At 74.1% G+C, this 24,538-nt stretch carries 22 protein-coding genes; 15 read left to right on the forward strand and 7 right to left on the reverse strand.

Annotated elements, in window-relative coordinates; translation table 11 throughout:
• Positions 1 to 71 precede the first annotated feature (71 nt).
• From Q0817_RS03790 to Q0817_RS03810, 5 genes are all read left to right on the forward strand, one after another.
• Positions 72 to 1,523 carry an NAD(P)/FAD-dependent oxidoreductase gene (locus Q0817_RS03790; protein WP_298584573.1) on the forward strand — a complete coding sequence of 484 codons (1,452 nt, stop codon included), beginning with the start codon at positions 72 to 74 and terminating at the stop codon, positions 1,521 to 1,523.
• Positions 1,520 to 2,416, forward strand: a complete 897-nt coding sequence (locus Q0817_RS03795) for a universal stress protein (RefSeq protein ID WP_298584575.1) — start codon at positions 1,520 to 1,522, stop codon at positions 2,414 to 2,416. Before Q0817_RS03790 ends, Q0817_RS03795 begins: the two co-directional genes overlap by 4 nt.
• Positions 2,413 to 3,939, forward strand: a complete 1,527-nt coding sequence (locus tag Q0817_RS03800; protein WP_298584577.1) for an APC family permease — start codon at positions 2,413 to 2,415, stop codon at positions 3,937 to 3,939. The genes Q0817_RS03795 and Q0817_RS03800 overlap by 4 nt, the downstream gene beginning before the upstream one ends.
• A 107-nt stretch (positions 3,940 to 4,046) precedes the next feature.
• Positions 4,047 to 5,144: an agmatine/peptidylarginine deiminase gene (locus tag Q0817_RS03805; RefSeq protein WP_298584579.1), complete on the forward strand. Its 1,098-nt coding sequence runs from the start codon at positions 4,047 to 4,049 to the stop codon at positions 5,142 to 5,144.
• Positions 5,145 to 5,230: 86 nt separating this feature from the next.
• A complete protein-coding gene (locus Q0817_RS03810; protein WP_298584937.1) occupies positions 5,231 to 6,937 on the forward strand; it encodes an amidase in 1,707 nt (568 codons plus the stop codon).
• A 103-nt stretch (positions 6,938 to 7,040) separates the two neighbouring features.
• Here Q0817_RS03810 and Q0817_RS03815 read toward each other — a convergent pair whose 3' ends face one another.
• Positions 7,041 to 9,020, reverse strand: a complete 1,980-nt coding sequence (locus Q0817_RS03815) for a M13 family metallopeptidase (protein ID WP_298584581.1) — start codon at positions 9,018 to 9,020, stop codon at positions 7,041 to 7,043.
• A gap of 152 nt (positions 9,021 to 9,172) precedes the next feature.
• The gene (locus Q0817_RS03820; RefSeq protein ID WP_298584583.1) at positions 9,173 to 10,012 is read right to left on the reverse strand and encodes a transporter substrate-binding domain-containing protein; all 840 of its coding nucleotides are present in this window, start codon (positions 10,010 to 10,012) and stop codon (positions 9,173 to 9,175) included.
• Between the two features lie 257 nt (positions 10,013 to 10,269).
• Here Q0817_RS03820 and Q0817_RS03825 point away from each other — a divergent pair, with 257 nt between their 5' ends.
• The 6 genes from Q0817_RS03825 (at position 10,270) to Q0817_RS03850 (ending at position 16,646) form a co-directional block, all read left to right on the forward strand.
• The gene (locus Q0817_RS03825) at positions 10,270 to 10,644 is read left to right on the forward strand and encodes an RNA-binding S4 domain-containing protein (RefSeq protein WP_298584585.1); all 375 of its coding nucleotides are present in this window, start codon (positions 10,270 to 10,272) and stop codon (positions 10,642 to 10,644) included.
• A gap of 130 nt (positions 10,645 to 10,774) precedes the next feature.
• Positions 10,775 to 12,232, forward strand: coding sequence for a benzaldehyde dehydrogenase (locus tag Q0817_RS03830; RefSeq protein ID WP_298584587.1), 1,458 nt, complete (start codon positions 10,775 to 10,777; stop codon positions 12,230 to 12,232).
• Positions 12,233 to 12,307: 75 nt separating this feature from the next.
• Positions 12,308 to 13,660: an MATE family efflux transporter gene (locus tag Q0817_RS03835; RefSeq protein ID WP_298584589.1), complete on the forward strand. Its 1,353-nt coding sequence runs from the start codon at positions 12,308 to 12,310 to the stop codon at positions 13,658 to 13,660.
• A 51-nt stretch (positions 13,661 to 13,711) separates the two neighbouring features.
• Complete coding sequence (locus Q0817_RS03840) at positions 13,712 to 14,704, forward strand: universal stress protein (protein ID WP_298584591.1); 993 nt, start codon at positions 13,712 to 13,714, stop codon at positions 14,702 to 14,704.
• Between the two features lie 52 nt (positions 14,705 to 14,756).
• On the forward strand, positions 14,757 to 15,650 hold the full coding sequence (locus Q0817_RS03845) for a universal stress protein (protein ID WP_298584593.1): 894 nt from the start codon (positions 14,757 to 14,759) through the stop codon (positions 15,648 to 15,650).
• 123 nt (positions 15,651 to 15,773) lie between these two features.
• Positions 15,774 to 16,646: a YgcG family protein gene (locus Q0817_RS03850; RefSeq protein WP_298584595.1), complete on the forward strand. Its 873-nt coding sequence runs from the start codon at positions 15,774 to 15,776 to the stop codon at positions 16,644 to 16,646.
• A 48-nt stretch (positions 16,647 to 16,694) separates the two neighbouring features.
• Here Q0817_RS03850 and pdxT read toward each other — a convergent pair whose 3' ends face one another.
• Complete coding sequence (pdxT, locus tag Q0817_RS03855) at positions 16,695 to 17,297, reverse strand: pyridoxal 5'-phosphate synthase glutaminase subunit PdxT (RefSeq protein ID WP_298584597.1); 603 nt, start codon at positions 17,295 to 17,297, stop codon at positions 16,695 to 16,697.
• Positions 17,294 to 18,259, reverse strand: coding sequence for a pyridoxal 5'-phosphate synthase lyase subunit PdxS (gene pdxS / locus Q0817_RS03860; RefSeq protein WP_298584599.1), 966 nt, complete (start codon positions 18,257 to 18,259; stop codon positions 17,294 to 17,296). The genes pdxT and pdxS overlap by 4 nt, the downstream gene beginning before the upstream one ends.
• Before the next feature lie 97 nt (positions 18,260 to 18,356).
• Between pdxS and Q0817_RS03865 the strand changes: the two genes are divergently transcribed.
• The 4 genes from Q0817_RS03865 to Q0817_RS03880 all read left to right on the forward strand — a co-directional run bounded on the left by Q0817_RS03865 (position 18,357) and on the right by Q0817_RS03880 (position 21,488).
• A complete protein-coding gene (locus Q0817_RS03865; protein ID WP_298584601.1) occupies positions 18,357 to 19,907 on the forward strand; it encodes a PLP-dependent aminotransferase family protein in 1,551 nt (516 codons plus the stop codon).
• 69 nt (positions 19,908 to 19,976) lie between these two features.
• Entirely contained in the window at positions 19,977 to 20,567 is a 591-nt protein-coding gene (locus Q0817_RS03870; RefSeq protein WP_298584603.1) for a DUF308 domain-containing protein, read from the forward strand.
• Between the two features lie 60 nt (positions 20,568 to 20,627).
• The gene (locus tag Q0817_RS03875; protein WP_298584605.1) at positions 20,628 to 21,077 is read left to right on the forward strand and encodes a hypothetical protein; all 450 of its coding nucleotides are present in this window, start codon (positions 20,628 to 20,630) and stop codon (positions 21,075 to 21,077) included.
• Between the two features lie 219 nt (positions 21,078 to 21,296).
• Positions 21,297 to 21,488, forward strand: coding sequence for a hypothetical protein (locus tag Q0817_RS03880; RefSeq protein ID WP_298584608.1), 192 nt, complete (start codon positions 21,297 to 21,299; stop codon positions 21,486 to 21,488).
• 97 nt (positions 21,489 to 21,585) lie between these two features.
• On the opposite strand, the gene Q0817_RS03885 is transcribed toward Q0817_RS03880, so the two are convergent.
• The 3 genes from Q0817_RS03885 to Q0817_RS03895 form a co-directional block, all read right to left on the reverse strand.
• The gene (locus Q0817_RS03885) at positions 21,586 to 23,808 is read right to left on the reverse strand and encodes a cation-translocating P-type ATPase (RefSeq protein ID WP_298584939.1); all 2,223 of its coding nucleotides are present in this window, start codon (positions 23,806 to 23,808) and stop codon (positions 21,586 to 21,588) included.
• A gap of 67 nt (positions 23,809 to 23,875) precedes the next feature.
• Positions 23,876 to 24,085 (reverse strand): heavy-metal-associated domain-containing protein, encoded by a 210-nt coding sequence (locus Q0817_RS03890; RefSeq protein ID WP_298584611.1) that lies wholly within the window; start codon positions 24,083 to 24,085, stop codon positions 23,876 to 23,878.
• A 73-nt stretch (positions 24,086 to 24,158) separates the two neighbouring features.
• The gene (locus tag Q0817_RS03895; RefSeq protein ID WP_298584614.1) at positions 24,159 to 24,473 is read right to left on the reverse strand and encodes a metal-sensitive transcriptional regulator; all 315 of its coding nucleotides are present in this window, start codon (positions 24,471 to 24,473) and stop codon (positions 24,159 to 24,161) included.
• Positions 24,474 to 24,538 lie beyond the last annotated feature (65 nt).

Consider the following 24,538-nt stretch of genomic DNA (forward strand, 5'->3'; position numbering starts at 1 on the left):
GCGGGTCTTGACGGACCGCTGTGCCCGCGCGCTTAATGAATCAAGTTCATTTTAGCGTGAAGGAGAGCACAGTGACCGATCAACGCACCCTGGGCAGCCGGACGGCGCTCGAGCGCGACGTCGTCGTCGTCGGGGCCGGCCCCGCCGGACTCATGGCGGCCCGCACGCTCGCCGCCGCCGGGAGGTCCGTCGCCGTCCTCGAGGCCCGCGACCGCGTGGGCGGGCGGACCTGGTCGAGGACCGTGGACGGCGCGTTCCTGGAGATCGGCGGGCAGTGGATCTCCCCGGACCAGACCGAGCTGCTCGCCCTCGTCGACGAGCTCGGCCTGGAGACCTTCCGGCGCTACCGCGAGGGCGAGTCCGTCTACCTGGCCCCGGACGGCACCCGCCACACCTACACCGGCTCCATGTTCCCGGCGGGGGAGTCCACGATCGCCGAGATGGAGAAGCTCGTCGCGCTCCTGGACGGGCTCGTGGCGGAGATCGGCGCCACCGAGCCGTGGGCGCACCCGGCGGCCCGGGAGCTGGACACCATCTCCTTCTCCGCGTGGCTGCGGCAGCACTCCGACGACGAGGCCGCCTGCAACAACATCGGGATCTTCGTGGCCGGCGGGATGCTCACCAAGCCCGCACACGCGTTCTCCGCGCTGCAGGCCGTGCTCATGGCCGCCTCCGCGGGGTCCTTCTCGAACCTCGTGGACGAGGACTTCATCCTCGACCGGCGCGTGGTCGGCGGCATGCAGTCCGTCTCGGAGGCCGTGGCGGCCCAGCTCGGGGAGGACGTCGTCTTCCTGGACACCCCGGTGCGCACGATCCGCTGGGCCGGCGACGGCGAGACCTACGCCGAGCACGTCCCCGGCACCCCCGTGACCGTCTGGTCCGACCGGCTCACCGTGCGGGCGAAGGACGTGGTCGTGGCCGTCCCGCCCAACCTCTACTCCCGGATCTCCTTCGAGCCGCCCCTGCCGCGGCTGCAGCACCAGATGCACCAGCACCAGTCGCTGGGCCTCGTGATCAAGGTGCACGCCGTCTACGAGACGCCCTTCTGGCGCGCCAAGGGTCTCTCCGGCACCGGCTTCGGGGCCCACGAGCTGTCCCAGGAGGTCTACGACAACACCAACCACGGGGACCCCCGCGGCACCCTGGTCGGCTTCGTCTCGGACGAGAAGGCCGACGAGCTCTTCGGCCTGCCCGCCGAGGAGCGTCGCCGGCTGGTCCTCGAGTCCCTCTCCCGCTACCTGGGGGAGGAGGCCCTGCACCCCGTGGTCTACTACGAGTCGGACTTCGGCTCCGAGGAGTGGACCCGCGGCGCCTACGCCGCCAGCTACGACCTCGGCGGGCTGCACCGCTACGGCGCCCACCAGCGCACCCCCGTGGGCCCGATCCGCTGGGCCTGCTCCGACCTCGCCGCCGAGGGCTACCAGCACGTCGACGGCGCCCTGCGCCAGGGCCGGCTCGCCGCCGCCGAGATCCTCGGCGCCGGCACCTCTCCCGTCGCGGCGATGCAGGGAGCCGGACGGTGAACGGCGACCGGCCGGGACGCTACGTCGTCGGCTACAACGGGGACCGGCCCAGCAAGGACGCCGTCCGGCTCGCGGCGGCGATGGCCCGGGCCTTCGGGGCCGAGCTGGAGATCGTGCTCGTGCTGCGCGCGGACAGCCCCTACCAGCAGGTCTATCCGCCGGTCGGGGACATCGCCCCGGTCGTGCGGCACCAGGCCCGCACCTGGCTGGGGGAGGCGCAGCAGCTGGTGCCGGAGGACGTCGTCGCCCGCACGCACCTGCGGGAGGACGGCTCCGCGGCCGCGGGCCTCGCCCGGGCCGCCGAGGAGCTCGGCGCGCAGCTGATCGTGGTGGGCGCCGGCAGCGGGGCAGGACGCTTCTCGGCCGGGCCCGTGGTCGACGCCCTGCTGCACAGCTCCCCCGTCCCCGTGGCCCTCGCCCCGCGCCGGTACGCCGGGGACGTCCCGCTCACCCGGCTGTCCGTCGCCGTGGGCACCCGCCCCGGCGCGCACCAGGTCATCCGGGAGGCCGTCCGGGCGGTCGAGCACTCCGGTCTCGAGCTCGAGCTCATCTCCTTCCTCGAGGGAGAGGCCGCGGACCCGGGCACGGCCGAGCAGGTCCGCCGGCGCGTCGAGGAGCACCTCGAGGCCGCGGCGGACGAGGCCCGCCGCACCCGGCCCGTGAGCGTGCGGGTCGCCGCCGGGAGGACCCTCAAGAAGGCCGCGCAGGGCGTCGACTGGGCCCCCGGCGGACTCCTGCTCATCGGCTCGTCCCGCCTGGCCCAGGGGCGGCAGATCTTCCTGGGCAGCACCGCAGCACGGCTGCTCAAGCACATCCCCGTGCCGATGGTCGTCGTGCCCCGGCCCGCCCCGGACGCCGATCAGGCCCAGACCGAGAAGGAGACCGCGTCATGAGCACCGGCACCGCACCGCTCGTCGACCAGCAGGGCACGCGCCACGAGAAAGGGCTCAGCAAGGGCTCGGTGGGCCTCCTCGGCTCCGTGGTCATCGGCGTGTCCACGATCGCGCCCGCCTACACCCTCTCCGGGGCGCTCGGGCCCACCGCCGCCGCGGTGGGGACCCACCTCCCGGCGATCCTGCTCGTCGGCTTCGTCCCCATGCTGCTCGTGGCCATGGGGTACCGGCAGCTCAACCGGGCCATGCCCGACTCCGGCACCACCTTCACATGGGTGTCGAAGGCCTTCGGCCCGTGGATCGGGTGGATGGGCAGCTGGGGTCTGCTCGCCGCCACCATCCTGGTGCTCTCCAACCTGGCCGGCATCGCCGTGGATTTCTTCTACCTGGCCCTCGCCCAGATCACCGGCAACGACGCCATCGCGGAGCTCACCCGCAACGTCCCCCTCAACGTGGCCACCTGCCTGGCGTTCGTGGCGCTCGCGGCGTGGATCTCCTACCGCGGCATGGAGGCCACCAAGGTGGTGCAGTACGTCCTCGTGGTCTTCCAGCTGCTCGTCCTGCTGTGGTTCGCCGCCGCGGCCTTCGGCCACGTGGGCGGCGGCACCGCCTTCGAGGGCCTCGCCGTGCGCGCCGAGTGGTTCAACCCCTTCGGCGTGGAGTCCTTCTCCGCGTTCGCCGCGGGCGTGTCCCTGTCCGTGTTCATCTACTGGGGCTGGGACGTGGTGCTCACCCTCAACGAGGAGAGCAAGGACTCCGCCACCGGTCCCGGCCGCTCGGCCATCGCGACCATCCTCGTCATCGTGGCCCTCTACATGGCCGTCTCGCTCGCCGTGCTGTCCTACTCCGGCACGGGCGGCGCCGAGCTCGGCCTGGGCAACGAGGAGATCCAGGAGAACGTCTTCGCGGCACTGGCCGGACCGGTGATGGGCCCGTTCGCGATCCTCATGTCCCTCGCCGTGCTGTCCTCCTCCGCGGCGTCGCTGCAGTCCACGATGATCTCCCCGGCGCGCACCATGCTCGCCATGGGCCACTACGGGGCGCTGCCGGCGAAGTACGCCCGGATCACCTCGCGCTTCCAGTCCCCGGGCTACGCCACGATCGCGGCGGCCGTCATCGCCTCGGTCTTCTACGCCGTGATGCGAGTGGTCTCCGAGAACGTCCTGTGGGACACGATCACCACCCTGGGGATGATGGTCTGCTTCTACTACGGCGTCACCGCCCTGGCCTGCGTCTGGTACTTCCGCCGCGAGGCCTTCCGCACCACGAGGAGCTTCCTGACGAAGTTCCTGGCCCCGCTGCTCGGCGGGATCCTGCTGCTGGTCTTCTTCGTCCAGACGTCCTACGACTCCATGGACCCGGAGTACGGCTCCGGGTCCGCGATCGGCGGAGTGGGGCTCGTGTTCGTCCTCGGCGTCGGCATGCTCCTGCTCGGGGTCGCCGTGATGCTCGTCCAGTACCGGCGCAACCCCGCCTTCTTCCGGGAGCGCTTCGAGACCACCGAGCTGCCGGTCCTCGACTGAGGGGGCCGGACCACGAGAACGGACCCGTGGCCCGGGGCGCATCCCCGGGCCACGGCCCCGCGCAGCAGCCCCACAGCACCTCCCCAGCATCCCGAGGACCACCGACCATGCACCCTGCTCCTGAGACCACGACCGGCACGACCGCCGGCACGACCACCGTGATGCCCGCGGAGTGGGATCCCCACGACCGCACCTGGATGGCCTTCCCGACCCCCAACGCGACCTTCGGTCCCGCCGGCAGCGAGACCCTCGCCCGCGCGCGGCGCGCCTGGGCGGCCGTGGCCCGCACGATCGCCCGCTACGAGCCCGTCACCGTGGTGGCGGCCCCCGCCGACGCGGAGGCCGCCCGCACCGCGCTGGGGGAGGGCGTCGACGTGGTGGAGGCCCCGCTCGACGACGCCTGGCTGCGCGACTCCGGGCCCACCTTCGCCCACGGCCCCGCCGGGGACCTGGTCGCCGTGGACTGGGTGTTCAACGGCTGGGGCGCCCAGGAGTGGGCCGCGTGGGGCCACGACGAACACCTCGGCCGCTTCGTGGCCGAGCAGGCGGGCGCGGACCTGCGGCACAGCACCCTGGTCAACGAAGGAGGCGGCTTCCACGTGGACGGGGAGGGCGCCGTCCTGCTGACCGAGACCGTCCAGCTGGACCCCGGCCGCAACCCTGGGGCCACCAAGGAGCAGGTCGAGGCCGAGATCCACGCCCGCCTCGGCACCACCCGGGCCGTCTGGCTGCCCCGCGGTCTCACCCGGGACTACGACGAGTTCGGCACCCGCGGCCACGTGGACATCGTCGCCGCCTTCGCCGGACCGGGGACCGTCCTGGTGCACCGGCAGGACGACCCCCGCCACCCCGACTTCGAGGTGTCCCGGCAGATCCGTGCGGTGCTCGAGGCCGCCACCGACGCCCGCGGGCGCCGGCTGCGCGTGATCGACGTCCCCGCCCCCACCGTGCTCGACGACGGCGACGGGTTCGTGGACTGGTCCTACATCAACCACTACGTCGCCAACGGCGTGGTCGTGCTGTGCGCCTTCGGCGACCCCCACGACGCCGTCGCCGCCGGGATCCTCGCGGAGGCCTATCCCGGCCGGACGGTCGAACTGGTCGACGCCCGGGACATCTTCGCCTTCGGCGGCGGCATCCACTGCATCACCCAGCAGCAGCCGGCCGCCCGCCGCGCCGCGACGGAGCAGGAGGGCCGGCGGTGAACGCGTTCGGCAGCGGACCGGACGGCACGCCCGGCAGCAGGCCCGGCGCCGTCGTCGATCCGGGCAGCGGTCACGGGGTCGACGTCGTGGAGGCGGGCATCGGGCAGCTGCGCGCCGCCCTGGAGTCCGGTCGGACGACCAGCGAGGAGCTGGTCACCGCCTACCTCCGGCGCATCGAGGCCTACGACCGCGGCGGGCCGGAGCTCAACGCCGTCGCCGTGGACAACCCCGCGGCGCTGGAGGAGGCCCGCGCCTCCGACGCCCGCCGGGCCCGGGGGGCGACCCTCGGGCCGCTGGACGGGATCCCGTACACCGCCAAGGACTCCTACCGGGTCCGCGGGCTCACCGTGGCGGCCGGCTCGCCCGCGTTCGAGCACCTGGTGGCCCAGCACGACGCCTTCACGATCGAACGGCTGCGCGCGGGGGGCGCGGTGCTGATCGGGCTGACCACCATGCCCCCGATGGCCAACGGGGGCATGCAGCGCGGCGTCCACGGCCGGGCCGAGAGCCCGTACAACGGCGAGTACCTCACCGCGGCCTTCGGCTCGGGCTCCTCCAACGGCTCCGGGACGGCCACGGCGGCGAGCTTCGCCGCGTTCGGCCTCGCGGAGGAGACCTGGTCCTCGGGCCGCGCCCCGGCCTCCAACAACGCGCTGTGCGCCTACACGCCCTCGCGCGGGGTGATCTCGGTGCGCGGCAACTGGCCGCTCGTGCCCACGATGGACGTCGTCGTCCCGCACACCCGCACGATGGCCGACCTGTTCGAGGTGCTCGACGTGGTGGTCGCCGACGACCCCGAGCCCCGCGGCGACTTCTGGCGGGTGCAGCCCTGGATCGAGATCCCCGCGGCGTCCTCGGTGCGGCCCGCCTCCTACCCTGCGCTGGCCGTCCCGGATCCCGAGCGAGCCGCGGACGTCCTGGCCGGGGTCCGGCTCGGGGTGCCGCGGATGTACGTCAACGCCGATCCCGAGGCCGGCACCGCCGACGCCCCGGGGATCGGCGGCCCCACCGGCCGGCGGATCGAGACCCGTCCCTCCGTGATCGCCCTCTGGGAGGCCGCGCGCCGCGACCTCGAGGCCGCCGGCGCCGAGGTGGTCGAGGTCGACCTCCCGGTGGTGAGCAACTACGAGGGCGACCGGCCGGGCGCGCCCACGATCGCGACCCGGGGCCTGGTGAGCCCGGAGTACCTGCACCGGGAGATCCTGGACCTCTCGGCCTGGGCGTGGCACGACTTCCTCGAGGCCAACGGCGATCCCGCCCTGCACCGGCTCGCCGACGTGGACGGGGCCACGATCTTCCCGCACCCGGCCGGCGCCCTGCCCGACCGGTACGACGGGTTCGACGACGACATCGCCGACTACCCCGGATTCGTGCGGGAGCACGGCGTCCCGGCCCTGACCGGGATCCCGCACCTGGCGGAGGGGCTGCGCGGGCTGGAGGAGACCCGCCGCCTCGACCTGGAGCAGTGGATGGACGGGCTCGGCCTCGACGCGGTCGTGTTCCCGGCCGTCGCCGACGTCGGGCCCGCCGACGCCGACGTGAACCCGGCCTCCGCGGAGCCGGCCTGGCGCAACGGCGTGTGGGTCGCCAACGGCAATCTCGTGCCCCGGCACCTCGGCATCCCCACCGTCACCGTGCCGATGGGCACGATGGCCGACACCGGCATGCCCGTCGGGCTGACGCTCGCCGGGCGGGCCTACGACGACACCGCGCTCCTGCGGCTCGCCGCGGCCTTCGAGGCCACCGGTGAGCGCCGCACCGTGCCGCCGCGCACGCCGCCGCTGACCGGCTGACCCGGCACCCGTCCCCGGACCGGTCGGCGAGGTCACGCGTGTCGGCGACCGGGGCGTGCTCGGTCGCCGGCACGTGCCGTCCCGCGGGAAGGGGACCTGCGGGTCACCAGATGTTCACGCGGTCCTCCGGGGGCAGCCACAGGCCGTCCCCGGGGCGGGTGCCGAAGGTGTCGTGGAACGCGAACATGTTCTGCACCACCCTGTTGCAGCGGAACTCGTCCGGGGCGTGCGGGTCGGTGGCCAGCCGGTTGACCAGCTCCTGCTCCCGGGCGGTCGAGCGCCACAGCGCCGCGTAGGCGTAGAAGAAGCGTTCCGCGCCGGTCAGCCCGTCGAGCTCCGGCGCGCCGTCCTGGTCCAGGCCCCGCTCGGCCAGGGACATCCGGTAGGCCACCAGGGCGATCTCCAGCCCGCCGAGGTCCCCGAGGTTCTCGCCCACCGTGAAGGCCCCGCTGACGTGGTGGCGGTCCGGGTCCAGCCCGCGCGGCGTGCAGCCGTCGTACTGCGCCACGAGCGCGGCGGTGCGCCGGGCGAACTCCGCGCGGTCCTCGTCGGTCCACCAGTTCTCCAGGTGGCCCCGGGCGTCGTACTTCGCGCCCTGGTCGTCGAAGCCGTGGCCGATCTCGTGGCCGATCACGGAGCCGATCGCGCCGTAGCACACGGCGTCGTCGGCGTCGATGTCGAAGAAGGGCGGCTGCAGGATCCCCGCGGGGAAGACCACCTCGTTGAGCACGGGGTGGAAGTAGGCGTTGACCCAGTGAGGGTAGAGGAACCACTCGCCGCGGTCCACGGGCGTGCCCATCTTCCCGACGCTGCGGTCGTGCTCCAGCGCCAGCCCCGCCCGGACGTTGCCGAGCAGGTCCGCGGGATCCAGCCGCAGCGAGGAGTAGTCCCGCCAGGTCTCGGGGTAGCCGACCTTGACCGAGAACGTGGACAGCTTCTCCAGGGCGCGGGCCCGGGTGGCCCTCGACATCCACTCCAGCCGGGAGATCCGCTCCCGGTACGCGGCCAGGAGGTGCTCCACGAGCTGCTCCACCCGGGCCTTGTGCGCCGGCGGGAACCAGCGGGCCACGTACTCGCGCGCCACGTCGTCGCCCAGGACCCGGGTGACGAGGAACTCGGCCCGCTTCCACCGCTCGCGGGGGCGGGTGATCCCGGACAGGGCGGTGCTGTAGAACCGGAAGTTCTCCTCGACGAACGGCCGGGGCAGGAACGGGGCGCGCTTGGAGACGATCCGCCACGACTGCCAGATCCGGATCTGCTCCTCCGGCCACTCCTGCCACAGCCGGCCCAGCTGCGCCACGAAGGACGGCTGGCGCACGATGACCCGGTCGACGATCCCCGCACCGTGCTCCGGGGCGGTGCCCTCGAACCACGCCGCCCACGGGAATCCGGGCGCCATGGCCTCCAGACCGGGCAGGTCCACGGGGTTGTACATCTCCTCGACGTCGCGCGCGGAGACGGTGTCCCAGTGGGCGGCGGCGAGCTGCGTCTCCATGGCGAGCACGGCCGCCGCGGCGTCCCCGGCCGGCACGCCCCAGCGCCCGGGCAGGCCCGCCAGCTCGAGCATCGCCGCGACGTGGGCCGTGAACGCCGTGCGCAGCCGCTCGTGCAGCGGGTCCGTGTAGTAGCTGTCCGTGGGCAGGGACAGCCCGTCCTGGCGCAGGAAGAACGAGTAGCGGGACGAGTCCCGGGAGTCGTTCTCCACGAAGAAGGACAGCGGCCCGTCCACACCGGTGCGGTGCAGGGCCGCCGAGGCGCGGGCGAGCCCCTCCTTCCCCCGGGCGGCGTCGAGCACCGCGAGATCCGGGGCCAGGGCGGCCCTCCCGCGGCGCTCGATCTCCTCCTCGTCGAGGAACGAGCGGTACAGCGTGCCCATCCGCGACCCGGCCGGGGCCCCCTGCACGATCTCGTGGACCCGCTGCGTGTTCAGGTCGGTGAGGATCGCGGAGGCGCCGTCGAACGCGCGGTCCTCCGGCAGCTCGTGCGCCTCGATCCAGCCGCCGTTGACGTGGCGGTACAGGTCGTCCTGCGGGCGGACGCCGGGGTGGACGTGCTGAAGCTCGAGGCCGGAGGCGGTGGTCACGGGAGCTTCCCCTGTCGTCGTGGCGGGGCGGAAGGCGCGGGGCGGCGGGGTCCGCCCGGCTCCAGCCTACGGACGACGGCGCCGTGGCCCGCCTCGCGCGGGCCACGGCGTCCGTGGTGCTCGTCACACCCGCCCGGCGGGTGCTCGGTGGGTCAGCTCGCGGCCGGCTCCGGGCTCGCCGAGGAGTCCGCGCCCTCGGAGTCCGCGGTGCCCAGCCACTCGGCCTTGAGCTGGTCGAGGGTGCCGTCCTCCTCCATGGTGGCCAGCGACTCGTTCACCCGCTCCAGCAGGGCCGTGTTGCCCGTCTTCACGGCCAGGCCGAGCTGCTCGCCGGTCTCGATCTCCTCGACCAGCTCCAGCTCGGGGTTGTCCGCGATGGCGGGGCCGGTCACGGAGATGTTGCCGAGCACGGCCTTGACGTCATCGGTGTTGAGCCCCTGGATCATCAGCGACGAGGTCTCGTACTGGACGACGTCCGCGCCGTTCTCCCGGGCGTAGTCCTCGCCGGTCGTGGCCTGCTGCGCGCCCACGCGCTGGCCCTCGATGTCCGCCACGGATCCGATGCCGGAGTCGGGCGCGACCAGCAGGGCGAGGTTGTCCTCGAGGTAGGGGTCGGAGAAGTCCATCACCGACTCGCGCTCCTCGTTGATGGTCATGCCGGACGCGGCGAGGTCGCACTGGTCGGTGTCCAGCGCGGAGCCGGTCTCGATGGCCTCGAAGGGCGTGGTGATGACGTTCGACTCCACGCCGAGGTCCTCGGCGATCCGGTTGACCAGGTCGATGTCGAAGCCCACGGTCTCGCCGTCCTCGACGTACTCGAAGGGGGCGTAGGGGATGTCCGAGCAGACCGTGAGGGTCCCCGGGCTGATCAGGTTCAGCTCGCCCTCGCCGGCGGCCTCCTCGCCCCCTCCGGTGCTCGTGCACGCGCTCAGGGTCAGCGCGGAGACGGCCAGCACGGACAGGGTCGCTGCCCCGTGGAACCTGCTCTTCATGGATCTGTCCTTCTGTCGGGAGGTGGTCGGTCCTCGCGCCCGGCGCGGCGCAGTGCCGGGCGGGACCCACTGCTGAATGAGCCTCAGTGTAGGGCGTCCGGGGTTGCCGTTGTGTTGCGCACCACTGGTCGGTAGCACATCGGCTGTCCCCACTGCCGCCCACGCGGCTCCGGGGCCGCGTCCTCCCGCCTCCGCAATCTTCGGCACAATGGGCCCATGACTCGGACGGACGACTTCCCGGCCCCGGAGGGGCGGCGATGACGGCGGCGGCGCCGGCGAGCGTGCGCGTGGACGTGTGGCTGTGGGCGGTCCGCGTGTTCAAGACCCGATCCGCCGCCACGGCCGCGTGCCGTGCCGGCCACGTGAAGATCGACGGCACCTCGGTCAAGGCCGCCCAGCCGGTGCGGCCCGGCCAGCGGGTCGCCGTGCGGCGCCCCGGCCACGAGCAGGTCCTCGAGGTGGTGCAGCTGCTGACCAAGCGGGTCGGGGCGCCCGTGGCAGCGAAGGCCTACGTCGACCACAGCCCGCCCCCGCCCCCCGCGCTGCACGCGGCCGTCCCGCGGCGGGACCGGGGCACGGGCCGGCCCACCAAGAAGGACCGCCGGGAGATGGACCGCCTCCGGGGCCTCTGAGGACGCCCGGCGCGCCCCGCTCCGGGCGCGCTCCCAGGAAGGCGCAGAATAATCCCCACTGCACGTGTGCCGTGGGTCACCCCGCCGTCCGGTGGTCCGACCCGCGGCCGGAACCCGAGGAGTTCGACCCATGGCACTGCTGGACACATCGGAGTGGACCGGAAAGATCTACGTCAACGGGTGGCGCGAAGGCCGCGGCGGCACCGAGGACGTCAAAAACCCGTCGACGGACGAGACGCTGGGGCAGATCGGCTTCGCGTCCCCCGAGGACGTGTACGAGGCGGCGGAGAAGGCCGCGGCGGCCCAGAAGGAGTGGGCGGCGCTGAAGCCCTCCGAGCGCGCCGCGGTGCTGCGCCGCGCCGGCCTCCTGTTCGAGGAGCACGCCGAGGAGGTCATGGACTGGGTGGTCCGGGAGACCGGGGCGATCCAGCCCAAGGCCGGGCTGGAGGCCTCGGTCGCGGCCGCGGAGTGCTACGAGTCCTCCGCGCTGCCGACCCACCCGCACGGGGAGTACCTGCCCTCCGACGCCCCGCACTGGTCGCTGTCCCGCCGGGTGCCGGCCGGGGTGGTCTCGGTGATCTCGCCGTTCAACTTCCCGCTGATCCTCTCGATCCGCTCGGTGGCACCCGCCCTGGCCCTGGGCAACGCGGTGCTGCTCAAGCCGGACCCCCGCACCTCGGTCACCGGTGGCGCGCTCATCATGCGCGTGTTCGAGGAGGCCGGGCTGCCGCCCGGCGTCCTGCAGCTGCTGCCCGGCGGCGGTGACGTCGGCGCCGCCACGGTCGAGGCCCCGCAGGTGGACATCGTGTCCTTCACCGGGTCCACGGCGGCGGGACGGCACGTGGGCGCGGCCGCGGCGCAGCACCTCAAGCGCGCCCACCTGGAGCTCGGCGGCAACAACGTGGTCATCGTCCTGCCGGGTGCCGACGTGGACCTGGCCGCCGGGGTCGGGGCGATGGGCTCCTTCTTCCACCAGGGCCAGATCTGCATGACCACCGGGCGCCACCTGGTGCACGAGGACCTGCACGACGAGTACGTGGACAAGCTCGCGGCGAAGGCGGAGGCGCTGGTGGTCGGGGACCCCTCCGCGGGACCCGTGCACCTGGGCCCGATCATCGACGAGCGCCAGCTCAAGTCCATCGACGCGATCGTGCAGGAGACCGCCATCGCCGGCGCCCGGGTGGTCGCCGGCGGCTCCCACGACGGGCTGTTCTACCGGCCCACCGTGCTCGCCGACCTCACCCACGAGATGACGGCGTGGAAGGACGAGATCTTCGGGCCGGTGGCACCCGTGATGAAGGTCAGCAGCGCCGAGGAGGCCGTGGAGTTCGCCAACGCCTCCGAGTACGGCCTCTCGGTGTCCATCATCGGGGAGGTCGGCGAGGCCATGAAGATCGCCGACCGGATCCGCTCCGGCAAGATCCACATCAACGAGATGACGGTCGCCGACGAGGCCAACGCCCCCTTCGGCGGCACGGGCGCCTCGGGCACCGGCTCCCGCTTCGGCGGGCCGACCGCCAACATCGACGCGTTCACCGAGACGCAGTGGATCACGATCAGCCCGGACGTCCCGCACTACCCGTTCTGAGCACCGCCCCCTGACGGGCACCACCCCGTCCGGTGGTGCGCCGCGGGGGCGGGAGGTCGTCGGTAGCCTGGACCGGTGACCACGACCTCCCGCCCCCGCGGCCTCAACCGGCAGATTCTGGCCCTGGCCGTGCCCGCCTTCGGGGCGCTCGTGGCCGAGCCGCTGTTCCTGCTGGCGGACTCCGCGATCGTCGGCCACCTCGGCACTCCTCAGCTCGCCGGCGTGGGCGTGGCCGCGGCCGTCCTGCAGACGGTCGTGGGGCTCATGGTCTTCCTCGCCTACAGCACCACCCCGGCGGTCGCCCGGCACCTCGGCGCCGGCCGGCTGCAGGAGGCCGTGGCGGTGGGGCGGGACGGACTGTGGGTGGCCGCGGGGCTCGGCCTGCTCCTGTCCGCCGCGGGCTGGGCGGCGGGCCGACCGTTGCTGGCGCTGATGGGCGCGCGCGGCGAGGTGCTGGAGCACGGCGTCGTCTACCTGCACTGGTCCCTGCCCGGGCTGACCGCCATGCTCCTGGTGCTCGCGGCCACCGGGGTGCTGCGCGGGCTCCAGGACACCAGGACCCCCCTGCTCATCGCGGGGATCGGGGCCGCGGCCAACGCGGGGCTCAACCTCCTGCTCGTCCACGGCGCCGGCCTGGGGGTGGCCGGCGCGGCGATCGGCACGAGCGCCGTGCAGTGGGCCATGGCGCTGGCGTACCTGCGGATCCTCCGCCGGCTCGCCCGCGAGCACGGCGTGGGGCCCGCGACCACGTGGCCGCGGCTGCGCTCGCACCTCACCGTGGGCTCCTGGCTGATGCTCCGCACCGTCTCCCTGCGGGTGGCCATCCTCGCGACCGTCCTGGTGGTCACAGGGCAGGGCGCCCAGAACCTCGCGGCGCACCAGCTCGTGATGACGGTGTTCAACTTCCTGGCGTTCGCCCTCGACGCCCTCGCGATCGCCGCGCAGGCGCTGCTGGGCCGGGACATGGGGGCGCGGGACGTCGAGGACCCCGCGCAGCGCCGGGCGATCCGGGCCCTGATGAACCGGCTGGTCCTGTGGGGGCTCGGCTTCGGCGTGGTGACGGGCCTCGTCGTGGCCTTGGTCGGCACGCGCCTGGGCTTCCTGCTCAGCCCCGATCCCGCGGTGCAGGCCCTGTTCGCGGCGGCCCTGCTGGTGGTGGCGGTCGGCCAGCCGCTGGCGGCCTACGTGTTCGTCCTGGACGGCGTGCTCATCGGGGCCGGGGACGCCCGCTACCTCGCGGTGGCGGGGGTGCTCAACCTCGCGGTCTACGCCCCGCTGCTGGTGCTCGTCGCGCTCCTCGCCGGGGCGGGGACCGGTGGGTTCGTGTGGCTGTGGGCCGCCTACGCCGGCGGCTACCTGGGGGCCCGCGCCCTGACCCTGGGGCTGCGCGCCCGCGGCGACTCCTGGCTGCTCCGGAACGCTCGGTAACAAGCGGGAGCGCACCCGAGGGATGTGGGGCGGATCACCTACGATGCAGACATGAACAGTGATTCCCGCGCAGAGAACCAGTCCACCGCCGACTCCGGGCACAACGTGGTGCTCGTCGGCATCGACGGCTCCGACCAGGCCCGGCACGCGCTCGAGCGAGCCCTCGACGAGGCCCGGGCCCAGGACCTGACGGTGCGCCTGCTGGGCGCCTACCCGGTCATCGGGGTCGGGGACCCCGGGCTCGAGATGCGGTTCACCGAGGCCGTCATGAAGGAGAACGCCGACCACCTGGCGGAGGCCCGGCAGACCGTGGAGCAGGCGGGGCTGCCCGTCGAGGTCGTGGAGGCGGCCGGGGACGCCGCCAAGGCCGTCGTGGAGCAGTCGGGCGAGGCCGCCCTCGTGGTCATGGGCAAGCGCGGCCGCGGCGGTGCGCTGCGCGGCCGGCTGGGCTCCGTGTCCGCGGCGGTCGCGGCGCACGCCAAATGCCCGGTCATCATCGTCCCCGAGGCCGCGGAGAGCCGGCACACCGAACGGCACACCGAACGGCGCGGCGGCAGCGCGGGCGACTTCGCGCTGGAGGCCGAGGGGCCGGTCAAGGCGGACGAGATCGACTTCACCGGCCGGGTGGTCGTGGGCCTGGACGCCCTCGGCTCGCGCAGCCCGGCGCTGGGGAAGGCCGTGGCGTACGCCCAGGAGCACGGCAAGGCCCTGGCGCTGGTCTCCGTGAACGGCGCCCTGTCCGGCACGCCGTCCTGGTTCCAGGACGAGTTCAATCAGGCCCGGTACTTCCACGAGGCCGACCAGAAGCTCACCCAGATCTCGGACGAGATCGCCGCGCAGCACCCCGAGCTGACGGTGGAGCACCACATCTTCGTGGGCCGCCCGGCCCGCATCCTGATGAACGCCACCCACTCCGCGGACCTGGTCGTGGTGGGCTCCCGCGGCATCGGCGGCTTCCGGGGGCTGCTGCTCGGCTCGGTGTCCCAGGCGGTGCTGGAGAACGCCACCGGCTCGGTCATGGTGGTGCCCGCGCACCGCTCCTGAGCACGCCTTCCCGGCACCCCACCCCCACGGCGACCTCAGGGAGCAGCAGCACATGGCGGAACAGATCGTCGTCGGATACGACGGCTCCGAGAACAGCGAGCGCGCCCTCGACTGGGCGATCCGGGAGGCCGGCGCCCGCGAGGGCGAGCTCAAGGTGGTGGTCTCCATGGGGCGGCCCGTCGCCGTGGACCCCAGTCTCTACGGGCCGTTCCTGGAGGCGATCGAGGAGGAGGCGGACAAGATCGCCGGCACCGCCGTCGCCCGGGCCCGGGACGCCGGCGTCACGGCGTTCGCGGTGGTCGAGCGCGGTGACGCCGCCGGGGTGCTCGTGCACGAGTCGGAGCACGCCGCGGCCCTGGTGCTCGGGCGCCGCGGCCGCCGCGGGGTGCGCGGTCGCCTCGGATCCGTCACGGCCGCGGTGTCCGCGCACGCGAAGTGCCCCGTGATCGTGCTCCCGGACCGCTGGGACCCCCAGGAGAGGGCCGCCCGTGGCGCGGCCGGACCCTTCACGGGACGCGTGGTGGTCGGCGTGGACCGGCTCGGACGGGACAACCCGGCCGTCCTGGCGGCCGGGCGGTACGCCGAGCGGCACGGCGCGGGCCTGGCGCTGATCACCGTGGTCCCGGAGACGCTGAGCATGCCGACGGGCTCCGTCGACCTGGACCGGGCCGTGCGCGAGCAGCTCACCGAGCCCGCCCGCACCCTCGTGGACCAGGTCGCGGGGTCGGTCCGGAAGGACCACCCGGACCTGGACGTCCAGACGTTCGTCTTCTCCGGCCTGCCCGCGGACCAGATCGTGGAGGCCGGGCGGTCGGCGGAGCTCGTGGTGGTCGGCAGCCGCGGCTACGGCGGGTTCCGGGGGCTGCTCATGGGCTCCGTCTCGCAGGCCGTGCTCAACGAGGGCGAGGGCCCCGTGATGGTGGTCCCGAACCGCCGCAAGGACTGACCCGTCCGCCTGCAGGAGGGGCCCGGCCGCGCAGCTCCGCCTCCGGGGGGATCCCCCGACCGGCGCCGGCAGGCCATCCTGGGGACGAGCCCGCGGACCGGCCGCGGACGGAGGGAGCGCGCCGTGGACCGCAGAGCACCCGTCGTGACCGCCCTGGTCCTCGCCGCGCTCACCGGGTGCTCGGCCCCGGTGCAGGTCCCGGACCCGCCGGCCGGGTCCAACGTCCTGGACTCCGCCGACGTCCTGACGGACGCGCAGGAACAGGAGCTCGACACCCTGATCGAGGACCGCAGCGTCACCACGGACGCCGCACGCGTCGCCGTGCTCACGGTGGAGGAGGCGGACGGGCCGATCGAGAGCTACGCTCGCGAGGTCGCCACGGCGTGGGAGGTGGGTGACGCCGGGGCGGGCAACGGCGTGCTCGTGGTCGCCGCCACCGCGGACCGGGAGCTGCGGATCGAGTCGGCGGACGGGGTGCGCGAGAGCTTCTCCGACGACGAGGCGCAGCGGGTGGTCGACGACGTGCTGGCGCCGGCCTTCGCGGACGAGCGCTACGCCCAGGGCCTGGGCGAGGCCGTCGAGCAGATCTATGTCTACGCGCAGGGCGGGGAACCACCGCAGGAGCCCTTCGACTGGGTGCTGCTGGGCTGGATCGCGGGCGCCTTCGGCCTGGTCGGCGTGCTGGTGGCGTGGTGGATCGCTGCGGACCTCCGCCGCCGGCGCCGGATCGCCGACGAGGAGCTCCGGGCGGCCCGGCAGCGCGACCCGGAGCTGCGGCTCACCGAGGAGCAGCGCGCGGCGTACCGGAAGTACCGCTACCACCACCGCAAGCAGGACGCTGTGACGAACCCCGCCGTGTGGCTGCCGCTCTACCTGGCCAACCCGGCGCTGTACTCCGGCGGCTCGAGCGGTGGCACGAGCGGCGACGGACAGGGCGGGTCCTCGTTCGGCGGGGGCGGCGGCTTCACCGGCGGCGGGGCGTCCGGCAGCTACTGAGCCGCCCCGCGCACCCGGGGGCGGAGGCCGCCGGGCGCGCGGGCCCGGTCAGGCGGGGAGCCGGCGCCGGGCGGCCACGAGAGAGAGCAGGTGCCGGTGCACCGTGGTCTCCCCGGTCAGCTCGGGGTGGAACGAGATGCCGACGACGGCGCCGCTCGCCACCGCGACCACCGCGCCCCGGTGCCGGGCGAGGACCTCGACGCCCTCGCCGACGCGGGTCACCGCGGGGGCCCGGATGAAGGCCGCGCGCACGACGTCCCCGCCGCCGCCCCAGGCCAGCGCGACCTCCTCGGAGGCCGTCTGGGGGCCGAACGCGTTGCGGGCCACCGTGACGTCCAGGACCTCGAGGGACTGCTGGCCGGGGGCGGGGTCCTCGATGCCGGACGCGAGCAGGATCAGCCCGGCGCACGTGCCCAGCGTGGGCAGACCGCCGAGCACGGCGTCCCGCAGCGGCTCCCGCAGCCCGAACAGGCGCAGCAGCCGGTCCACGGTGGAGGACTCCCCGCCGGGCAGCACGATCGCGTCCAGCCCGGCGAGCTGCTCGGCCGTCTTCACGAGCACGGGCTCGGCGCCGAGCTCCCGCAGCATCGCGGCGTGCTCGGCGACCCCGCCCTGCAGGGCGAGGACGCCGACGCGGGGCGCGGAACTCACCAGCCGCGCTCCGCGAGCCGGTGCGGGGCCGGGAGGTCGCCCACGTTGATGCCGACCATCGCCTCGCCGAGCCCGCGGGAGGCCTCGGCGATCTTCTCCGGGTCGTCGAAGTAGGCGGTGGCCTTCACGATCGCCTGCGCCCGGGCCGCGGGGTTGCCGGACTTGAAGATCCCGGAGCCCACGAACACGCCGTCGGCGCCGAGCTGCATCATCATGGCGGCGTCCGCGGGGGTGGCCACGCCGCCGGCGGTGAACAGCACGACCGGCAGCTTCCCGGTGCGGGCGACCTCGAGGACAATGTCGTAGGAGGCCGCGAGCTCCTTCGCCTTCACGTAGAGGGCGTCGGGGGAGATTCGGTAGAGGGCCTGCAGCTCGGCGATCTGCCCGCGGATGGTGCGGATGTGCTTGGTGGCCTCGGAGACGTCGCCGGTGCCGGCCTCGCCCTTCGACCGGATCATGGCGGCGCCCTCGGCGAGCCGGCGCAGGGCCTCGCCCAGGTTGGTGGCCCCGCACACGAACGGGACGGTGAAGCGCTGCTTGTCGATGTGGTTGACGTAGTCGGCGGGGGAGAGGACCTCGGACTCGTCGATGTAGTCGACCTTCAGGTGCTCGAGCACCTGCGCCTCCACGAAGTGGCCGATGCGCACCTTCGCCATGACGGGGATGGAGACGGCGGCCTGGATGCCCTCGATCAGGTCGGGGTCGGACATGCGGGCCACGCCGCCCTGTGCGCGGATGTCCGCCGGCACGCGCTCGAGGGCCATCACAGCCACGGCGCCGGCGTCCTCGGCGATGCGGGCCTGTTCGGCGGTGACGACGTCCATGATGACGCCGCCCTTGAGCATGTCGGCGAGGCCGCGCTTGACGAGCGGCGAGCCGGTCAGCGGGGTCGCGTCCGAGGCGGCGGTGCGGGCGGTGTCGCCGGCGGAGTTCTGGGCAGGGGTGGTCTGCAGTTCGGTCATGAGGTCCATCCTCCGGCCGCAAGTGGTCCACCGACAGGTCCACCATCGATAGAATCTGTTGGACCACCCAAAATTCTGGAGGACGAGGAGCCGGCCCGTGCGACACCCCCACGACGTCGAGCTGCCCGTGCGCGTGGACCGCGCCGACCCCGCGCCGCTGCCTGCCCAGCTCGTCCAGCAGCTGCGGGAGCTGGTGGTCTCGGGGACCCTGCGCCCCGGGGACCCGCTGCCCTCGACGCGCGGGCTCGCCGCCCGGCTGGGGATCTCGCGAGGCTCCGTGGTCACCGCCTACGACCAGCTCCACGGCGAGGGATACCTGCACGCGACCAACGGGGCCACGGTGGTCCACCCCGATCTGGCCCGCTCCCGCGCGGAGCCCCCGGCGGCCCGGCCCGGCCCCCGCCCGTCCGTGCCGCCGCCGCGCCGGGTCCGGGAGCGGCCCATGATCGACCTCACGCCGGGACGGCCCGACACCGGGCGGCTGGCCACCCCGCAGTGGCGCGCCGCGTGGCGGGACGCCGCGGCCGCCGCCGGGACGGGAGCGCCCCCGCCCCAGGGCTCGGAGCCGCTGCGCGAGCAGATCGCCGAGCACCTGCGGCTGATGCGCGGCGTGGTCCGGGACCCCGAGGACCTCTTCGTCACGGCGGGCGCCCGGGACGGGCTCCAGCTGCTGCTCGCGGTGCTCGGCGGCCACGCGGGCCGCGGGCTGCGGGTCGCCGTCGAGGACCCCGGCTACCCCTCGCTGCGCCGGGTGCCGCAGCGGCTCGGCCACGAGGTGCTGCCGGTGCCGATCGACGACCAGGGCCTGGACCCCGCCCGTCTCCCGTCCGGCGCGTGGTCCGGCCCGGGGGAGTGGGAGGTCGAACGGTCCCCGGACGCCGTGATCGTGACCCCCAGCCACCAGTACCCCCTCGGGGCGTCGATGCCCGCCGCCCGCCGGCTCGAGCTGCTCGGCTGGGCGCGCGCCCACGACGCGCTGATCGTGGAGGACGACTACGACTCCGAGCTGCGCTACGTGGGCGAGCCGCTCCCCGCGCTGTCCTCCCTCGACCACGCCCCGGGCGCGGTCCCGGAGCCGCCCGCCCCGGGACGGCTGCTGGGCGCCGGCGGCCACGTGGCCACGCTGGGCTCCTTCACCAAGGTCCTCGTCCCCGGGCTGGGGGTCGGCTACCTGCTGGCCCCGCCCGCCCTCCGGGAGGACCTCCTGAGGCTGCGCACGGACCTGGGCAACCCGGCCTCCGCGGTCGCCCAGGACGCCATGGCCCGTTTCCTGTCCGACGGCGGACTGCGCCGGCACACCGCCCGGATGCGGCGGGAGTACCGGCGCCGGCGGGACCTGCTCGGCGCGGCCCTCGCGGAGGTCCGCGGGGTGCGGGCCGTGCCCATGGACGGCGGGCTGCACGCCGTCCTCGAGTTCACCGGGGAGGTGCCGTTCGAGGAGCAGGACGTCGTGGACCGTGCCGCCGCCGCGGGCGTGCGGGTGGCGGCGCTGGGCTCGTACTGGGCGCACGGGGCCCGGGGCGGCCGCCGCGGCGTCGTCGTCGGCTTCGGCGCCACCGGTGCCGCCCCGGAGGGCGACGCCCTGACGGACGCCCTCGCGGTCCTGGCCCGGGTGCTCGCAGCACCCGGCCACGGCTCCGCTCGCTAGACTGACCCGTGCCCCGCGGGCCGTTCCGCCGGGGCCTCCCCGCCCGCACGTCCCCTCGAAAGGCGCACCGTGAACCCCGACCCGAGCACCGGCATCCACCGCGACCTGTTCGCGCCCACGCTGCTGCGCGCGCTCGTGGCCCTGGTCTTCGGCGCCGTGACCGTGTTCTGGCAGGAGCCGACGCTGCCCGTGGTGGCCTGGGGCGTGGGGCTGTACCTCGTGCTCACGGGCGCGGCGAGTGTGCTCCTGCAGCTGCGCCTCAACGGCAACGACCACGTGGACATGGGGCCCACCCGGCAGATCCCGCAGTCCTACGGCGTGCTGTACCTCCTGGGCGGGATCTTCACGATCCTCGGCGCCGACACCCCCGCGTGGCTCGTGGTCTACGCGGCGTCCATCATGGGTCTGGCCGGGCTCACGGAGCTGGCCCTCGGGCTCAGGTTCCGCACGACTTTCCCCCTGGGCCGCGACTGGACCATCGCCGGGCTCGTCACGGTCCTCGCCGCCACGGGCCTCGTGCTCGTGGTGGACCTCGGCGCTAAGGCGCTCTTCGGGGTGGTGGGGGCCGCCGCGGTGGTCATCGGCGTCACCCACCTGCTGGCCGCTCTGACCCTCCGGTACGAGGACCGGCGGGGACGGGCCCCCGCCGGGACCGCGTAGACTGGGCTACCGCACGGCAGGCCCCGTCCTGCCGAGGACATCAGTTCACGAGGAGGACCAGTGGCACAGCGCAAGGGCTCGAGAGGCGGCTCCCGGGCCGACGTCAAGGGCCCCCTGATCCTGTCCGCCGTGCTCGCGGCGATCGCGTTCGTCGCCGTGGGGATCTTCGCCAGCGGCGGCACCGACAACGCCCTGCGCCTGGACCTCGCCTTCATCGCCGCCGGCATCGCGTTCATCGTGACGCTCGTGATCAGCGCCACGCTGATGATCGTCGAGAAGCCCAACGACCCCCACCTCGGCGCGGGCACGGGCGTCAACCGCTCCTCGGCCAAGCTCTACGCGGAGGCCCGGGCCCGCCGGCAGGCGGCCGCACGGCCCGCCGGCGAGGCCGAGTTCGGCCAGCGCGTCCGGCCCGACACCGAGGGCGAGGACCTCCTCGGCCGCCGCTCCGCCGACGGCACCGGCCCGGAGGACGGCCCGGAGGACGACGGCTCCGCCCCGCGCGCCTGAGCGTCCCGCCCGCCTGAGGCCCCCGAACGAGCCGGACCCCCGCTCGTTCGGGGGTCGTGCTCGTTCCGGGCCCTGCGTGCTCCGCGCCCGCTCCCGGGAGGGACCCGCTCCGCTGGACAGCCCTGTCGCGTCCGGCCGGGCGCTGGGTAGATTGGGCGGCACGTGCGCAGCAGGGCCGGCCCCCCGTGCCCTGCTCGAGACCGGACGACGGGAGCCAGCATGAGCCAGCAGCCGGAACCGCCCACCGAGGGCGACGAGGAGTTCGAGCGGAAGGTCCAGCAGCGGATGGCCGACCAGCAGGAGGACGACCCCGACCAGGACCCCGTGGACGTGGCGCAGGAGGACTACAAGTCCGACGTGCCCGAGCTCGAGGAGGAGAAGGGCAGCCCGGTCGACCCGGGCTCCGTCTGACGCCGGAGCAGGGCCTCGCGGAACGCACGACGCCCCGGGCAGGACCCTTGGTCCTGCCCGGGGCGTCGTGCGTCCGGCGCGGTCCGGGACGGCCGGCTCAGCGGCCGAAGCTCCGCAGCCGCAGGGAGTTCAGCACCACGAACACGGAGCTGAAGGCCATGGCGGCGCCCGCGATCACGGGGTTGAGCAGGCCCGCGGCCGCCACGGGGATGGCCACCGTGTTGTAGGCGAAGGCCCAGAACAGGTTCGACTTGATGATCGAGAGGGTCCGTCGGGACAGGGCGATGGCCGTGGGCACCGAGCCGACGTCGCTGCGCACCACCGTGATGTCCGCGGCCTCGATCGCCGCGTCCGTGCCGGCGCCCATCGCGATCCCGAGATCGGCCTGCGCCAGGGCCGCGGCGTCGTTGACGCCGTCGCCGACCATGGCGACCACGCGGCCGTCGTCCTGCAGGTCGCGGACCACCGCGACCTTGCCCTCCGGGCTGACGTCCGCGACGACGTCCTCGTCGGCGATGCCGGCCTCCGCGGCGACGGCCCGTGCCACCGGCTCGTTGTCGCCGGTCAGCAGCATGGGCCGCAGGCCCAGCTCCTTGAGCCGCGCGATCGCCTCGCGGGCGTCGTCCTTGACGGTGTCGCGCAGGTCGACGAAACCGACGAGGGCTCCGTCCACGGCCACGAGGATCGTGGTGAACCCGCCCTCCTGGGCGCGCCGCAGGGCGTCGAGCTGGGCGCCGTCCAGACGCACGCCGTTCTCGGCCAGCCAGGTGGTGCGCCCGACCACCACCGAGCGGGAGTGCATCCCGTCCGTGACGTGGGCGCGCACACCGCCGCCGGGGGCCGAGACGAACCCGGAGACCGGGAACCGGTGCGGGGTGGCCGCGGCCACGGCCCGCGCGATGGGGTGCTCGGAGTGCTGCTCCACGGTGGCCGCGAGGTCCAGCACCTGGTCCCGGGAGTACCCGGACACGGGCGTCACGGCCGCGACGGAGAGCTGGCCGCTCGTGACGGTGCCCGTCTTGTCGAGCACCACGGTGTCCACGGTGCGGGTGTCCTCGAGCACCTCGGCGCCCTTGATCAGGATGCCCAGCTGCGCGCCCCGGCCCGTGCCGGTCAGCAGGGCCGTGGGGGTGGCCAGGCCGAGGGCGCAGGGGCAGGCGATCACGAGCACGGAGACCGCGGCCACGAAGGCCGCGTTCACGTCCCCGGTCAGCAGCAGCCAGCCGGCCAGCGTGGCCAGGGCGAGCACCAGGACGACCGGGACGAAGACCCCGGAGATCCGGTCGGCCAGCCGGGCCACGGGGGCCTTGCTCGACTGCGCCCGGGACACCATCCGGCCCATCTGGGCCAGGGTGGTGTCGGCGCCCACGCGGGTCGCCTCGACCAGCAGGCGGCCGTTGGTGTTGATCGTGGCGCCGGTGACGGCGTCGCCGACCTCCACCTCCACCGGCAGGGACTCACCGGTGAGCAGGGAGGTGTCCACGGCCGAGCGGCCGTCCACGACCACGCCGTCGGCGGCGATCTTCTCGCCGGGGCGCACGACGACCAGGTCCCCCGGGCGCAGCTGCTCCGCGGGCAGGCTCGTCTCGACGCCGTCCCGCAGGACCACCGCGTCCTTCGCGCCGAGCTCCAGCAGCGCGCGCAGCGCCTCGCCGGATCGGGCCTTCGCCCGGGCCTCCAGGTAGCGGCCCAGCAGCAGGAACGCGGTGACGAGGGCGCCGGTCTCGAAGTAGAGCTGGTGCCCGCTCATGTCCATCGCGTGGCCGAGCATCGCGCCGGCCGTCATGCCGGGCTCGCGGAGCAGGTTCCACAGCGAGAACAGATAGGCCGCGGACACGCCCAGGGACACGAGGGTGTCCATGGTGGAGGTCAAGTGCCGGGCGTTGATCGCCGCCGAGCGGTGGAACGGCCATGCCGCCCACGTCACGACCGGCAGGCTCAGGACCGCGACCACCCAGCCCCAGTGCGGGAACTGGAAGCCGGGCAGCATCGAGATCACGAACACCGGGAGGGAGAACGCGGCCGCCACGAGGAGGCGCCGGCGCAGGGACTCGGGCGAGCGCAGTGACGACGCCTCGCGCCCGGCGACCCTGGTCATGGCGTCGGAGTCGTCCGGGGCGGACGCGTCGTCGTCCCCGGGCGCGTTCTTGAGGGCGGCCCCGTACCCGGCCTTCTCGACCGTCTCGACGATCTGCTCGTCGCTCACGCCCTCGGGCACGTGGACGGTGGCGGTCTCGAGGGCGAGGTTGACGGACGCGTCGACGCCGTCGAGCTTGCCCAGCTTCTTCTCGACCCGGCTGACGCACGAGGAGCACGTCATGCCCGTGATCTCGAGCTCGAGGGTGCGCAGCGGCCCGGCGACCTCGGTGGGGACGGGCGTGCGGGTGTCAGGCAACGGTGTACCCCGCTTCCTCGACGGCCTCCTTGATCTCGTCCTCCGACAGCTCGCGGGAGGAGGTCAGGACGACGGGGGAGACCCCGTCGGCCACGAGGTCGACGTCGACGGACTCGACGCCCTCCAGCTCGGTGAGCTCCTCGGTGACGGACATGACGCAGTGGCCGCAGGTCATTCCGGAAACGTTGACGGTGGTCTGCACGATGGTCTCCTCTGGGGGTCGGTGGCTTCGTTCAGGGGATCGGTGGTCCGGAGAGGGGGGGGGGGGGGGCGGATCAGCTCTTCAGCAGGCGCGCGATGGCCGCGGACGCCTCCTGCAGCTTGTCGTCGATGCGGGCGACGTCCCCGGACTCCTGGGCGGCCTCGACGGCGCCCACCACGCAGTGGTTCAGGTGCTCGTCCAGCAGGCCGAGGCTCACGGCCTTGAGGGCGGACTGGACCGCGGAGACCTGGGTGAGGACGTCGATGCAGTACTTGTCCTCCTCGACCATCCGGTGGATGCCGCGGACCTGTCCCTCGATGCGGCGCAGCCGCTTGAGCCAGGCATCCTTGTCGTGGCTGTACCCGTGCGGCGGCAGGGTCTGCGTCATGAGCTCCTCCTCGGTCGTCCTGCCCCCACTGTATACCCCTGAGGGGTATATCCGCACCCCGGTGC

It is taken from the genome of uncultured Kocuria sp. (assembly GCF_947500125.1).
In the GTDB taxonomy this organism is placed as follows: domain Bacteria; phylum Actinomycetota; class Actinomycetes; order Actinomycetales; family Micrococcaceae; genus Kocuria.